Origin of the sequence: Anaerovorax sp. IOR16 (genome assembly GCF_017168145.1) — a bacterium.
Taxonomy (GTDB): Bacteria; Bacillota; Clostridia; order Peptostreptococcales; family Anaerovoracaceae; genus IOR16.
The window spans coordinates 368,384-384,023 of sequence record NZ_JADQTL010000009.1 but is presented as its reverse complement, the minus strand read 5'-3'; the positions used below and the strand labels follow the sequence as shown (position 1 = coordinate 384,023).

General features: G+C 37.1%; 11 protein-coding genes. 2 read left to right on the top strand and 9 right to left on the bottom strand.

Going from position 1 to position 15,640, the window contains the following annotated elements; genetic code table 11:
• Positions 1 to 20 precede the first annotated feature (20 nt).
• The 6 genes from I2490_RS05450 to I2490_RS05425 all read right to left on the bottom strand — a co-directional run bounded on the left by I2490_RS05450 (position 21) and on the right by I2490_RS05425 (position 7,212).
• Entirely contained in the window at positions 21 to 1,481 is a 1,461-nt protein-coding gene (locus I2490_RS05450) for a Na+/H+ antiporter NhaC family protein (protein ID WP_206458765.1), read from the bottom strand.
• Between the two features lie 203 nt (positions 1,482 to 1,684).
• A complete protein-coding gene (glmM, locus tag I2490_RS05445) occupies positions 1,685 to 3,034 on the bottom strand; it encodes a phosphoglucosamine mutase (RefSeq protein WP_206458764.1) in 1,350 nt (449 codons plus the stop codon).
• An 86-nt stretch (positions 3,035 to 3,120) separates the two neighbouring features.
• Positions 3,121 to 4,320, bottom strand: a complete 1,200-nt coding sequence (locus I2490_RS05440) for a CdaR family protein (RefSeq protein WP_206458763.1) — start codon at positions 4,318 to 4,320, stop codon at positions 3,121 to 3,123.
• A complete protein-coding gene (gene cdaA, locus I2490_RS05435; protein ID WP_206458762.1) occupies positions 4,310 to 5,155 on the bottom strand; it encodes a diadenylate cyclase CdaA in 846 nt (281 codons plus the stop codon). The genes I2490_RS05440 and cdaA overlap by 11 nt, the downstream gene beginning before the upstream one ends.
• Positions 5,156 to 5,303: 148 nt before the next feature.
• A complete protein-coding gene (gene hpf / locus I2490_RS05430; RefSeq protein WP_206458761.1) occupies positions 5,304 to 5,834 on the bottom strand; it encodes a ribosome hibernation-promoting factor, HPF/YfiA family in 531 nt (176 codons plus the stop codon).
• A gap of 619 nt (positions 5,835 to 6,453) precedes the next feature.
• On the bottom strand, positions 6,454 to 7,212 hold the full coding sequence (locus I2490_RS05425) for a ComF family protein (protein WP_206458760.1): 759 nt from the start codon (positions 7,210 to 7,212) through the stop codon (positions 6,454 to 6,456).
• A 293-nt stretch (positions 7,213 to 7,505) separates the two neighbouring features.
• On the opposite strand from I2490_RS05425, the gene I2490_RS05420 reads away from it, so the two are divergent.
• Positions 7,506 to 8,711, top strand: a complete 1,206-nt coding sequence (locus I2490_RS05420) for an IS110 family transposase (RefSeq protein ID WP_206457925.1) — start codon at positions 7,506 to 7,508, stop codon at positions 8,709 to 8,711.
• Between the two features lie 126 nt (positions 8,712 to 8,837).
• On the opposite strand, the gene recD2 is transcribed toward I2490_RS05420, so the two are convergent.
• From recD2 to I2490_RS05405, 3 genes are read right to left on the bottom strand one after another with little or no spacing between them, the layout of a single operon-like run.
• Positions 8,838 to 11,060 carry an SF1B family DNA helicase RecD2 gene (recD2, locus tag I2490_RS05415; RefSeq protein ID WP_206458759.1) on the bottom strand — a complete coding sequence of 741 codons (2,223 nt, stop codon included), beginning with the start codon at positions 11,058 to 11,060 and terminating at the stop codon, positions 8,838 to 8,840.
• 17 nt (positions 11,061 to 11,077) lie between these two features.
• Positions 11,078 to 12,304 carry a CCA tRNA nucleotidyltransferase gene (locus I2490_RS05410; protein ID WP_206458758.1) on the bottom strand — a complete coding sequence of 409 codons (1,227 nt, stop codon included), beginning with the start codon at positions 12,302 to 12,304 and terminating at the stop codon, positions 11,078 to 11,080.
• A complete protein-coding gene (locus I2490_RS05405) occupies positions 12,297 to 13,280 on the bottom strand; it encodes a 3'-5' exoribonuclease YhaM family protein (RefSeq protein WP_206458757.1) in 984 nt (327 codons plus the stop codon). Before I2490_RS05405 ends, I2490_RS05410 begins: the two co-directional genes overlap by 8 nt.
• A gap of 297 nt (positions 13,281 to 13,577) precedes the next feature.
• Between I2490_RS05405 and I2490_RS05400 the strand changes: the two genes are divergently transcribed.
• Complete coding sequence (locus I2490_RS05400) at positions 13,578 to 15,563, top strand: NAD(+) synthase (protein WP_206458756.1); 1,986 nt, start codon at positions 13,578 to 13,580, stop codon at positions 15,561 to 15,563.
• Positions 15,564 to 15,640 lie beyond the last annotated feature (77 nt).

The following is a 15,640-nucleotide window of genomic DNA, read 5'->3' as shown; positions in this document are numbered from 1 at the left end:
GATTTTTAATTAATGTATGATTATGCTTTTTTAATTTTTTTCTTTAACTGAACCTTAGGTTCTCTTGGAAGACCAAACAGAGGAACAAATCGATCCCAACCAGTTAAGGTCAATACCATAATAGAAACAACCGCAGTCATAGCCATTACATTAAACTTAATAATATCAATCGCTGCAATTTCTTCAAGCGGATATACTGCAGCTGCAATTCCTAAATAGAATCCCATGTATACGTGCCAAGGGATTAACTGAGAACCAAATACACCTAAAGCATCAGAGAATGTTGCATTTCTTAGCTTTAATTTATACATATCCTGTTCCGTCTCGGCAACTACATTCTCATCTACCAAGTCCTTAATGATTGGACCTACAGTTACAATCTGTGCCATTTCATCCGCTAAGCATGCATTTCCGAATAAAGAAAGTATACTGTTGCAGAACATAAGCTGTCTAACATTATGAGAAATTGCTGCAACAAAACGTGAAAGCGGTGCAAATGCTGCTATTCTTCTCATAATACCGCCAAATGCAGCTACCCACATCATCATTACGATAACCCAAGAACCTGCATCTGCAAATCCTTCTGTAATCATATTTAAATAAGCCATAGTATCGGTAACTGTTCCTGCAAAAAGACCTAATACATAAGCAGAAACCAAACCAACACCCAAACAAATAAAGGTAGACAATCCCATAATTGCAGTTGCAATTACTAAAATAAGAGGAATTACCATGTACACCGGCACTCCAGTCTGTACCTGTGTTAGCAAGTCAACCGCAACCGGTTTTTTCTCAGCTAATACCGTCCAAACTTCGTCTGGAATTTGACTGATAACTGCTCCCGCATTTGTAGATTCATTTGGAAGACCCAAAGCAATACCCAATACAAATGTGATTGCTCCAGCAAATACCAAACAAGATACTGACCAAACACCTTGGTGTCTAATTCGGTCAATAACCTCAACGCCCTGGATACCGGAAGATACTACAGTTGTATCGGAAATCAAACCGATATTATCTCCGAAACAAGCACCACCTGCAATTGCTGCAGTTGTCAAATACAAATCTCCACCTACAATATGGTTCAACCATAAGAAAATTGGTGCACAAGCCGCAAAAGTACCCCAAGAAGTACCGGTTGCAACTGATAAGATTGCTGTTACGATAAGTCCAACCGCAGCAACCGTTCTAGCTGTTACACCTAAAGAAAGTGCAATGTTTACAATGGATGCACCAACTCCTGTGGACATGAATGCACTTGCCATCGCATAAGCAAACATTAAAATGAATAGTGCAATTAAAATTTTGCTGACACTTTCCATTGCTGCATCAAGACAATCCTGAAGTTTTAATTTGTCAGTCAGCATTGCAACTGCCATCGCACAAATTGTTGCAATCGGAGCTGCAAGTAAGGCGTCGAATTTGCAGATCATAAGAACCGCAAGAACAACAACCGGTAAGAATTTGATAAATGCTTTCATTTTTACCCTCCTAGTAAAAAAAAAATAAGATAAAATACCAAGCTGCACCATTTTTGGCGCAACGACTTTTCCATAATAACATAAAGTTCGACAGCTTATCAAGAAAATTTTTTATGTATATTTATACAATTGGCAAAAAAAAACCGACTAAAAAACGATTTTAGTCGGTTAAAAGGTTGTTTTTTACAATTTTAACAAATAATCTAAGATAAATGTTTTGTTATAATCTTCGCTAAGTTTTCTGCCAAAGCTGTAATTTGCTCAATATTTTCGCCCTCAAGCATCACTCGCACAAGAGGTTCTGTACCGGAAGGACGAATTAAAATCCTTCCTTTTCCTCCCATCATTTTTTCCATTTTTTCTATTTCGGATTTAATTTCCGGATGTTCCATATATTTCTTTTTATTTTCATTTTTGATTTTAGCATTTTTTAATACTTGTGGATATATGGTAACTTCCTCAGATAATTCGGAAGGTTTTCTCCCTGATATTTTAATTGACTGCAAAAGTTGTAAGGCAGATAAAATACCATCTCCTGTTGTCGTATGGTTTAAAAATATAATATGTCCGGACTGTTCGCCTCCGATTACACAACCAGTTTTTAACATACTTTCCAATACATAGCGGTCTCCTACCTGTGTTGTATCTACCTTTCCTCCAATAGCTTCGATCGCTTTATGAAAACCGATGTTGCTCATCACAGTTGCTGTAACCAAATTATCTTTTAACTTACCCGTTTGTTTTAACATTTTCGCACAAATATAGATCATACGATCACCATCAAGCACTTGACCCTTCTCATCTACGGCAATCAGCCGATCAGCATCTCCGTCAAATGCAAGTCCAATATCTGCTTTTTCACGTAAAACAGCGGCTTGGAGCTTTTCCGGATGCGTAGAGCCGCATTGATCATTGATATTATGTCCGTTTGGTTCGTTGAAAAGTACAATTACCTTTGCACCAAGTTCTCGGAATACACGTTCTGCAACCTGATAAGATGCTCCATTGGCACAATCAATCACAATTTTCATTCCAACTAGATTCACATCAATGGTTCCCTTTAAAAATTCTGCATATAACGATAAAGCATCCTCTTTTGCTTCCAAAGACCTACCTAGAAGTTCTCCGGTAATATGACTGTGTACATCCGTATTTCTAAGTATAATGTCTTCAATCTCATCTTCGATCTCATCATCCAGTTTAAAACCATCATTGTTAAAAAACTTAATTCCATTATATTCAAAAGGATTGTGTGATGCTGAAATAACAATTCCAGCATCTGCATGAAAATATCTTACCAAATATGCAACTGCTGGTGTTGGAAGAACACCAATCTTGATAACATTCCCCCCCATAGCTAAAATTCCGGCACTGATTGCATCCTCCAGCATATCTCCAGAAACTCTGGTATCTTTGCCAATAATAACTACCGGACGTTGACCCTCTTTACTTAAAACATATGCCCCTGCTTTACCTAAATTAAATGCCAGCTCTGGTGTTAATTCAGAATTTGCAACACCTCTGACTCCATCAGTCCCAAATAATCTACCCATCTTTTTATTCTCCTTTTATTTTGGATTCCATTTTATTCTAAATACATTGCATCCCCAAAAAAGGAACACAGAAAAAGGAAACGAGGCTATGATTCCTCGTTTACCATTATATTTAACTGTTCTGGTGTAACAACAATACGACTTACTGTTTTCGTATGATTTACAATTACTTTAGCCGATGCAGTACTAACATCTGCATCATCAAGTTGAATGGACAATGTGAAATCTTGCTTTTCCACAGATTCCATTAATGTTTCTTCTCCTATTACTTTTATTTTCACTTCAGGAGTTTGAATGGTTGCATGATATCCTTCCGGCAAGCCTTCAATCTGTACTTCATCTGCATCGTAAATAAACTCTTTTGATACGACTTCCCGAACAAAAATTCTTGCTTCAATGTACTTATTCGTATTTGCAAGTTCAACTCCATCCGGTAATTGTACCTTTACCGTTTGCGTTGTATTTGAAGAAATGTCTGTTAAATTGATTGGCTCAATACTTACTTCGGAAATGTTACGTAGTGTAGACCTTGCCCCTTTTATTTTAATACTACTTGGCAGATCTACACTGGATACTTCATATCCTTCTGCCAAATCACCTGTCGTTTCTACTTTTAAATTTACATCTTTCAATTTATATAGTTTTGCACTAACTTCCACATATTCAGAGGAAAGTCTAACATTGCGAACGGGTGCCTCACTGCTATCAATTGGAACCGCAGTTACTTGCAAGGTACTTCCATTTTCTAAAATCTTTGTTGCATCAAGCGTCGCTTGAATATATTCCACAGAGTCGACTTGAGATTTTGCCCCTGAAACTTCAATTTGGTTGGGTTTCAATTTTATGTTTCCTACTTCTTGTCCTTCAGATTCTAACCCATTTACCGCAACTCGAACAGGTTTACTTACTGCAACCAATTCTTCAATATTAACCGGAATTCTAGCAGGTCGAACTTCAACTTTCTTTAATGGATCCGGAATTTTTACAGAAACCTCTATATAGCTCTGACCTTTTCCAAAACCAAATAGATCAGCAGTCGCCACGACATCATCCATCGTCAATTTCGACATATCTGCTCTTTGTCCTTCTACTACAATATCGACGGTATATTCACTGTTTCCAGCTACTGCTAACCCTCTTGAAGTAAGTGTTTCCATATTTAGAAGTGAAACCGGCACACTCGTCAAAGTATGCTGAGTCGTTGGATTGACTTCTCCAATTACATAAACCCATAGTAATAAGGCGATCACAACAGAGAGCACCTTATTAAACGTACTATTGCTCATCCTTATCTCGCCTCCTTAACCAACTTACGAACGGCATCTTCTTTCCATCTGCGTTCAGCTGGCTTAAATATAAATTTAAAAGTGTTTTTTCAACGGTTTTTAAATCTAAAAACCGAGATAATTTACCATCAGTGGCAACAGAAATGATGCCCGTTTCTTCTGATACAATTAAACTAATTGCATCAGAATTTTCGGTAATTCCAATTCCTGCACGATGCCTTGTTCCTAAATCCTTACTTAGATTTTTATTTTGAGTCAAAGGAAGAACACAACCGGCTGCTAAAACCCGATCGCCTCTTACGATTGCAGCACCATCATGAAGCGGTGCTCCTTCATAAAAAAGATTACCTAAAAGTTCAGACGAAACTTTCGCATCAACCACAGTTCCTGTCTCTGCAATATCCGTTAACGTCGTTTCACGCTCTAAAATAATGAGAGCACCAACTTTATTCGAAGAAAAATATTCGACGGTCTTTATTAAAATCGAAGTAAGCTGTTTTGCTTTTTCTTTATCCATTTGTGCGAATTGCTTTGTAATAATCTTACTTCTTCCCAAATACTCAAGAGCACGACGAAGTTCCGGCTGAAATACAATAATCAATGCAATCACACCTAAGTCCATCGTCTTTACTAAAATCCAATTTAAGGTGTAAAGATGAAAAAGACGAGATGCAAAATTAGCAATAACCAATACCAATAATCCTTTGGCTAATTGCTCTGCTCTCGTTTCCCGAATGAAACCAACTATTTTATAGACTACAAATGCAACAATCATGACATCAATTACATCTGAAATCCCAATTCCAGAAAAAATGTTAGAAAAAATATCTGACATTCGCTTACTCCCTCACAATAAATCAATATTACTTTTATTGTACCGAAAAATACATTATTGTTCAATAGAAAACGATAGATAAAATCCGAAAAATTGAAGCCAAAAACAAAAAAGTGGATTGCCTTTACAGCAATCCACCATATGCGTTTTAATACTGTGTTTCTAATAAACCGTAATCGTTGTCCTTTCTCTTATAAACTACGTTTACACTATCTGTCTCAATATTCAAAAATACAAAGAATGTGTGCCCTAACAATTCCATTTGCATAACAGCTTCATCCACTGACATTGGTTGTAACTCAAATGTTTTTTTACGAACAACTTTTACATCTTCAATTTCATCCTCTTCAATATCAGGAAGCTCTGTAAAATTAATTTCTTTTTGTCCCTTATGCTTACGTAAAAGTTTTGTTTTAAATCTAGACATTTGAGAAGCCAACTTATCCACAACGCGGTCTACGCTTGTATAAGCATCCAGTGAAGTATCCTCAGCACGGAAAAGAGTTCCATTTGCATTAATTGTTGCCTCAACTCTTTGTCTTTCTTTCTCTACACTTAACGTAACGTTTGCTACGATATCCTTAGAGAAATACTTAGAAAGTTTTTCAAATTTTGTTGTAACGGTGTCGTTCAAATTGGCGCTAGAACTAAAATTCTTGCTTGTAATAATCACTTTCATAACATGACCCCCTTGTTATTTGTTTGTATTCTTATTCGACAATAACATATCTTTTCCTCTTTTTTATTGGCAGTCTATTCAAAAAATTAATAAATCTTCTTTTAAGTTATCCACTGTTAATATTGTGGATAACTCTGTGCATAATTGAAAATACAACGTTTACAATAGTGGAAAAAAAACAATTCCTAATTTGAATTTGTATTTTATGCACATATCACTTATTTTTATTAAAACCCTTATTTTTCAACGTTTTTAGTATTTATTCATCTCTGTATTTTTATTCATTTATTTTAAAATACCCTCTTTTTATAAAATATAAACAGCCCTGTGGATAAAACTGTGAATTATTTTAATATTTATTTATAAACTCTTTTATTAATGCCATTTTCTTATTCTATTAAACCATATTATTCATGAAATAAAAAAAGAACCGATTGAGGAAACCGCTTCGCTGACCTGGTCTTTGCCCCCACACCTGCCTTTGGGTTTTTACCCAAGGACTTACCTCTAAGCTACGCCATGATCACTGCCGCCTTGCGGTCCAGCTTACGTGGGTCCCTTTGCCCGTAACTAGCATGGACTTTCAACCACAGACCAAAACGGTCTCCTCATTCGATTCTTATTTGCCTACGCCAGAGGCGAAGGTTAAAACATATACTTTTCCCGCACCGCATTCTTTTAAAATACGACTGCATTCATTCACAGTATTTCCTGTAGTATAAACATCATCTACAAGTAATATTATTTTATCCTGTACTATATTATAATAATTTTCGTTAATCGTAAATGCATTTTTCACATTTCTTATTCTTTCCTCTGCAGAAAGTTCGCTCATAGGCACCGTATTTCGATTACGAATCAATAAATTATTTATGTACTGTATTTCAATTAATCTGGATAATTCTTTTGCCAAAACCGTAGCTTGGTTGTATCCTCTGCTCTTTTCTTTTTCTAAAAACATAGGTACCGATACAATTGCATCAATGGAAAAGTCCTCAACTTCCAAGCGTTCCATCATAAGCTGGGCTAATTTTTTTCCAATATATGCACCATCGTGATATTTAAACTTATGTATAATATCCTTCTCAAGCTTACCATACTGAACACAAGAAATTCCTTGATCAAAATAGCGAAAAGTTAATAAGCAGTCTGAACATAATCCTTCCTCGGTCACCGTTTTCCCACATTTTGGGCAGGTTAAGCCAACAATCCAATGCAGTTTACGTACACAACTAGGACACAAGGCATAGGGCTGCTCACGATTAATAAAATCATTGCAGCAAATGCAATAAATATTGGAAGGAAAGAGAAACTCTAATGCTTCTCTTATTATTTTATCCATCTTCTGTCTAATGCGTTGTACGTTCAGACCTTTCACCCACCTTTCTACTACAATATATTTATGGTTAATGTGCTTGACAGCCAGTCAGGTCACTATCCATCTTGTTGCTTAAGCTGTTAGAATGTATGGAGCAATAGGTATGGCGTCTTCCTTTCTTGGACTTCGCGTCCGTAAATTAGACTGCTAACCAGCTCCTCATTCGCAGCGTTCGTTTTATGCAGGTTGAACTGCTTCCTACAGTACGTTCGGGTCACACCACAGTAGATGGAATAGGCAATGAGTAAAACTGGTGTTTATCCATTGCAATAATCTATAGGAGTGACAAATTTATGAACGCAGTAGGTATTGATGTTTCTAAGGGCAAAAGCATGATTGCTATTCTCCGCCCATATGGTGAGATTGTTTCTTCACCTTTTGAGATTCACCACACTTCAAGTGAAATTAGTTTCTTAATTGAACAAATCAAATCCATTGAAGGTGAATCACGGATTGTCATGGAGCATACTGGTCGTTATTACGAACCATTAGCTCATGAGCTTTCTCAGGCAAATCTTTTCGTAAGTGCCGTAAATCCAAAACTTATTAAAGATTTCGGAGATAATTCTCTCCGTAAAGTCAAGTCTGATAAGGCAGATGCTGTTAAAATAGCTCGTTATGCTCTTGACAGCTGGACTGATTTGAAACAGTATTGTCTTATGGATGAAATACGCAATCAGTTAAAAACAATGAACCGTCAGTTTGGTTTCTATATGAAGCACAAAACGGCTATGAAAAACAACTTTATCGGCATTCTTGATCAAACCTATCCAGGTGTTAATACTTACTTCGATAGCCCTGCCCGTAATGATGGTAGTCAGAAATGGGTTGATTTCGCCACTACATACTGGCATGTGGACTGTGTTCGTAAAATGTCTCTAAATGCTTTCACCGACCATTATCAGAAATGGTGCAAGAGAAAGAAGTACAACTTCAGTAAATCAAAAGCTGAAGAAATCTATGGTGCAGCTAAGGAGCTTATTCCCGTACTTCCTAAAGATGACTTAACCAAACTGATTGTTAAACAGGCTGTAGAACAGCTAAATATCGCCTCTCAAACAGTGGAACAACTTCGTTCTTTAATGCATGAAACTGCATCTAAACTGCCAGAGTACTTTATCGTCATGGAAATGAAAGGCGTTGGTTCGTCTCTAGGTCCTCAGCTAATTGCTGAAATTGGAGATGTTACACGCTTTACTCACAAAGGCGCCATTACAGCATTTGCTGGTGTCGATCCAGGTGTAAATCAATCTGGAACCTATGAACAAAAGAGTGTTCATGCTTCCAAAAGAGGATCTTCTACCTTGCGTAAAACTTTGTTTCAGGTCATGGACGCTCTTATCAAAAATAAGCCACAGGATGATGCCGTGTATCTATTTATGGACAAGAAACGTGCTCAAGGTAAACCTTATTATGTCTACATGACTGCAGGTGCCAATAAGTTCTTACGTATCTACTATGGACGAGTGAAAGAATACTTAGCATCTCTTCCGCAGTAATTACCACATACATACCCTTATTTCAGACCAGCCATATCCGGTGGTCTTTTTGTGATGGTCATATTTCCTCATTGTACTTTTGAAAAAAATCAACTTTTTACTATTGACTTTTTATTTGCAGGCTAATTATTGCATACCGACTGGCTGCAAAAAAGCTCTGAGTCTCTTCCCAAGTCCAGAATAACGTTCAACGATGCGATTGTTATCAATCATTGCATGGAGCTTATTTTCCGAACCAACTAAAACTACAGCTTGTCTGGCGCGAGTCACGGCTGTGTAAAGAAGGTTTCTAGTCGCAAGCATTGGTGGAAACCAGCTAATCGGCATAACTATAATTGGAAATTCACTTCCTTGGCTTTTATGCACTGTAATCGCATAGGCCAGTTCGACTTCATCCATTTGTGAAAAATCATACGTAACATGTTTGTTTTCTTCAAAGAGTATATGAATTTCACCATTTTCATTATCAATGGTTTGAATGAATCCTACTTCTCCGTTAAATACACCCTCTCCATCTGAAAGATCATCCAATCGTTTCCATGCAAGCTGATAATTGTTTCGAATCTGCATTACTTTATCTCCCTCTCGAAACAAACGCTCTCCAAATTTCTTTTCTGCTTTTGTCAAGCTTTCCGGATTTAAAATTAATTGCAATTCTTTATTCAGTTGAATGCTTCCCAATATGCCTTTTCGTACTGGAGTCAATACCTGAACGTCACGAACAGCCATACAATTCTCATAATAATTCGGCAATCTTCTTGCACACAAATCCAACAACGTGTTTACAGTATCTTTTTCTCCATTCTTCCGGAGCAGGAAAAAATCCTTATCCTTTCCATTGCAGTCAGGATATTCTCCTTTATTGATTCGATGTGCATTCACAACAATCATACTTTCCTTTGCCTGTCGAAAAATTTCTGTCAGCTGTACCGAATAAATGATTTCGCTTTCAATAATATCTCTTAAAACATTTCCTGCCCCCACAGACGGCAGCTGATCCGCATCTCCTACTATAATCAAACGAGTTCCTTCCGGAATGGCTGCAAGAAGCCCGTTCATCAATATGATGTCAATCATTGAAGCTTCATCAACAATAATTGCATCATACGCTAAAGGTTCTTCTTCATTTTTTCCAAACCGCATTACATCCTCTCCTTCGGAATAATAATATTCCAAAAGGCGATGAATCGTAGAAGCAGGATATCCGGAAGTCTCTGTAATTCTCTTTGCAGCACGTCCTGTAGGTGCTGCAATTGCAGTTTGAAAACCACATTGCTCAAAAATACCCATTATGGTATTAATAATTGTCGTTTTTCCCGTACCCGGTCCCCCAGTAATTACGGATACCCCATTTTTTAAACATGAGGTTATGGCATATTTTTGATTCTCCGAAAGCACCATTTCAGTTTGCACTTCTTTACCCTCAATAAATTGATTCACGTCAATATTAATATGCTTTAAGGTTGCTTGATTTAATGCTATAAGCTTTTTACATACTGACTGTTCTGCATTCCAATACGCAGAAAGAAACAATACATTCCGACCATCGAGGTGCTCTAAATGAATTTCTCCATCCAGTGACATCTCTACAACAATCTCATAGACTTCTTCTGCACTAACATCCAAAAGCTGTCCTGTCTGTTCACAGAATAGTTTTTGCGGTGCGAATGTATGCCCTTCATTGACGAATAGCCATAACGCATATAGAATACCACTTCGAATGCGATTTTCGTCCCTTTTATTCATTCCTATCTTTTCTGCGATTTGATCCGCTTTTCGAAATCCGATTCCAAAAACATCATCCACCAAACGATAAGGATTTTCTTCCACTGCTTTAATGGTATCCGAGCCATAAACCTTATATAGCTTCATTGCATAATTTGCTGAAATTCCATACTGCTGAAAAAACAATGTAATCTGAGCAAACTCACGATGGGCATGAAACGCTTCACATATAGAAGCTGCCTTCACTTGACCAATCCCCTCTGCCTCGCAAAGCCGCTCCGGTTCTTCTTCAATGATACGAAAGGTATCCGTTCCAAACTGATTGACAATTGCAGCCGCCGTCTTCTTGCCAATCCCTTTCAAGACACCGGATGCAAGAAAACCTTCGATTCCCTGCGTAGTTTGCGGCATTTCCTCATGAAAAACAGAGAATGCGAATTGTTCTCCATAAACAGGATGATTTTTCCACATTCCCTGAAAAGTAAACGTTCTTCCTTTTTCTGCTACCGGAAGATAACCCACTGCTGTGAATTCTTCTTCCTCATTTTCTATCACAGCAATGGTATAACAATTCTCCTTGTTATAATAAATAATCTCCGCTATACTCCCTCTCTTTTCTTCCATTTTTCCGCCTATTTCTTTTATTTCATCCACTGCACGCCTCGGAACATGCGCTTAATTGGATTTTTCTTAAATTCTTTTGCTTTTTTCAAAAGAATTTTTCTTTCATTTTTTCTCGGATAAGCATGTACCATATCCAAAAGCATTTTTAACATTTCCTTTGCTTCTTCTTCATCAGTAATGCCTACTTCTGTTAAATCTTCAACCTTTAAAACCAAATCATCCACATAAACCGGCATTTTTACTTTCTCAAATTCTTGAAGCATATAAAATCGGCTTAAGACACGATTTTCAGCATGATCGTAGACTTTTCTCTGCTGCTTGGTAACATTTTCTGCATATTCATACGTTTCAAATCCATATTTTCCCAAAAACTTTTTAAAAGAAAATGGTTGTACAACAAAATAAAGTTCGGGAACTAGATTTTGAGCTAAAATTATTTTCTCTTCCATTTCTGAATCAAATTTCAAACGCTCAATGGCTTCTAAAGCTCTTTTCTTTTCAAAGCATAAGAAAAGCAATGCATAACGATATTCTAATTCAAATCGACAACGATCATAGTTTTCCATCAAAATTGAAAAATCATTTGCTTCATTTTTATTTTTCGGCGGAAAACAATTTTCTCCTAAAACATATGGCATGACACCTATCGCCATAGCCATTCTAAGGCCCTTAGCGGCGTACTGCGAAGTGATAATTTCCCCAAACGCATCTCGAATGTCTTCCATCCTGCTATCCTGCAATCCGGAAACGCACTGTGTCATTGCTTCAAAAGTATCCATTTCAATATCAAAATCTGCTTCTGCCGCCAATGCTATCCCTTTTAAAATTAAAAGCGGCTCTTTTTCAAAATACGGCTTTGGTTCACCATTGGTGCGAACCAATTTTTTGGAAACATCATTTTTCCCGCCATATAAATCAAGTAATGTACGATTTGGATTATCTGCAATGCTTTCAATGGTATAAACAGCCTCTTTCAGAGCTTCTTCAACGTTATCTGTTACAGAAAACTCTACGAGTAATTCCCCTTCAGAAATCTCTACGTATCCATAATCCTCTCTTACAATTTCCAGTTCAGGTACCAATTCTTTGATTGCATTTAATGGTGCATTCCCAATCAAATCCCATGAATTACTATTCTTTCCAAGTAATCCTTCACGGACACACGCTCCGGTCAAATAAATTTCATAACCTTTTTGATCTAAGCTTTGTACGATTCGATTGATTTCCTTAGGCATTTTAATCATGTTTTGCTTCTCCTTCTTCTTCTAACGGTTTATACAGCTTTCGATTATCTAAGGTCCATATACGATCAGAAAAGCCACCCGGTTCTACCCCATTTAAGGCTTCCTGCATATCGTACATTCTTGCATCTAACATATCTAAATAATGCAATATTTCTGCTTCGGGAAACAAAGGTTTCTTCGGACTTCCAAATTCCGGCTCATAATGATGTGTTAAGATCATATGTTCCAATAAGATTGCCTTTTCCCGTTCCATTCCCTGCTCTCTTGCCAAACGATCAACGGTCTTTATCCCTTGAACTAAATGTCCAAGCATCTGTCCTTCAAATGAATATCCAGATGCAACGCCAAGTTCATTTGCATCAATTTCATTTATTTTTTCCATATCATGTAAAACAACACCAGCCACTACCCAATCACGCTTAAGATTGGTATATACTAAACAAGCTCTTTCACCCATATCCAACATTCGTTTCGTATGATAAAGAAGTCCTGCAAGCTCTGCATGATGATTTTTTGAGGCGGCTGGGTAATACAACAATTTTTCATGATTATCTCGAAGTATACGTGTGCATAGTTTTTTTAAATCAATATCCTTCATTTTTTCAACAGCATCCATAATATATGCAAACATATCCTCTGCTTTTTCCGGTGCTGCCTTTATAAATTGAATCAAGTCAACCTGATCTTGTGCGACCGCTTTTCGAATACGTAGGACGCGGAGTTGCTTCATTCCATTCCATTCTGTAACATTTGCCTTTACCTTTACAATATCACCATCTTTAATTTCATTCAGAGATGGTAATTCTGTATCGGCAACATCCCATTTTTTTGCGGTGATTTCTCCTGTATTATCGGCAAGCAGGAGGTCTAAATATTGTTTTTTATTTGACCCTATTTTTATTGCAAGGGACTTTACTAAAAAGAAATCTTGCAGTTCCTCTTCCGCACGCAACTCTATGATATAACGCTCTTTCATTCTCATCCTCCATCTATCTTATCCAGCTTTTAAAGATATCCAGACTCTTAAAAATTCACTGTCTATTCTTTTCACTGCGATTTATTCATTTATTTCCATTATTTATTATATACTACTTAAACCCTTGCCTGCAAGATAAGAGCAAGGAAAATCAATGGAATTCAATGGTTATCTATCAAAAATAGGTAAAAATATTTATATTATTTCCTTTGTTCTTTAAAAATAAAGTAAATGGTATTTTTAGTTCGTGTATTTTGGTATATAATAAATTTATCACATAAAAAGAGAGGACTCCTTATGAATCAATTGGGCTTAATTCGTACCGCTGCGGTCTCTCCAAAGCTAAAGGTTGCAAATACAGCCTACAACACTCAAGAGATCTTAAAATGTGCTCGTGTAGCGGATGCAAGAGGGGCAGGCGTTATTTTGTTCCCTGAGCTTTGTATTACAGGCTATACATGCGCAGATTTGTTTTATCAAACCTTCTTATATGAGCAGAACTTAAGTGGCTTAAAAACCATCATTGACGCTACTTCTAATATGAATGCTGCTCTCATTGTAGGATTTTATTTGAAAGTTGAAAATAATTATTATAATTGTGCCGCATTTATACAGGGTGGAAAACTCGTAGGTATTGTTCCAAAAATGTTTTTACCAAATTCCAAAGAATTTTATGAAACTCGTTGGTTTGCATCCGGATTTGCTCTTGCAAAATCCTGCAAATATGTCACTTTGTTTGGAGAAGAAATTCCATTTGGCAACCTACTGTTTTGTGATTCACACAATGATTTAAATTTAGGCATTGAAATATGTGAGGATCTTTGGGTTCCGATTACTCCAGGTACACACCTTGCACTCAATGGCGCACATATTCTGTTTAATCCTTCTGCAAGCAATGAAACCGTAGGAAAATCTGACTATCGACACAACTTAGTACGTCAAAACAGTGCAAAAAATGTATGTGGCTATGTGTATACTTCTTGTGGTGTACACGAATCAACTACTGATGTCGTTTTCAGTGGGGACAGCCTCATTGCAGAAAACGGCAGTCTCCTTGCAGAGCGCCCCTTGTTTGAACGAGAGAGCGCCATACTCTATGGAGAAATTGATTATGAACACCTTCGTTTTGAGCGAACTTATGGACAAACTTTTGAATTATGCAACACTGCATATGGCAGTCGGGAATTGGTTCAAACGGTTGCATTGCAGCCACTTCGCGTCTTAGATAGTCAAAAAGACACGTTGATGCGACAATATGCAAAAAATCCATTTGTTCCTTCAGATCCAAAAACGTTTGATCAAAGATGCCGTGATATCTTTAATATTCAAGCAACGGGGCTTGCCAAACGTATACAGCATACTCACGCAAAAACCGCAGTCATCGGTATTTCAGGCGGACTTGATTCGACACTTGCACTTCTCGTTGCGGTGCAAACCTTTAAACTGCTCGGCAAAGATCCAAAAGATATTCTTGCGGTTACAATGCCTGGTTTTGGAACTACCGGAAAAACCTATCGCAATGCTTTGACAATTATGCGGCTTTTGGGAACCGAAGTGCGTGAAGTTCCAATTAAAGACGCAGTTTTACAACATTTTAAAGACATTGGTCATGAAGAAAGCGTTCATGATGTGACCTATGAGAATTCACAAGCAAGAGAACGTACACAAATTCTGATGGATCTTTCAAACCAGACAAATGGACTTGTCATCGGTACAGGGGATTTATCTGAAGTTGCACTTGGATGGAGCACCTATAACGGGGATCACATGTCTATGTATGGTGTAAACAGCAGTGTTCCAAAAACATTGGTTCGCTTTGTCATTCAATGGGTTATGGATAACAAACTCAGCGGTCAAAAAGAAGATAAATCCTTTAGCAGTAATAATGCATTGTTAAAAGAAACGTTACAAGCTATTATGGATACTCCGATATCTCCGGAGCTTTTACCGCCAGATGAAAAAGGTGAAATTGCTCAAAAAACAGAAAATACGGTAGGACCTTATGTTCTGCATGATTTCTTTATGTTTTATACCATACGATACGGAATGCCGCCAAAGAAGCTTTTATATATTGCTAAAACAGCTTTTTCAGATGAATATGATGAAACATTTATTAAAAAATGGCTTGCAGTATTTTATCGTCGCTTCTTTACACAACAATTCAAACGAAGCTGTATCCCAGATGGACCTAAGGTAGGTTCCGTGAGCTTATCGCCACGTGGAGATTGGCGTATGCCAAGCGATGCCGACTATGAAATGTGGCTAACTGAATTAGAATCTTAATAATTTAATATAAATTGGGATGATATTTCCTAATATATTAAATTGAAGTATTCCTATAGAAAATAGAAAAAAAGGAG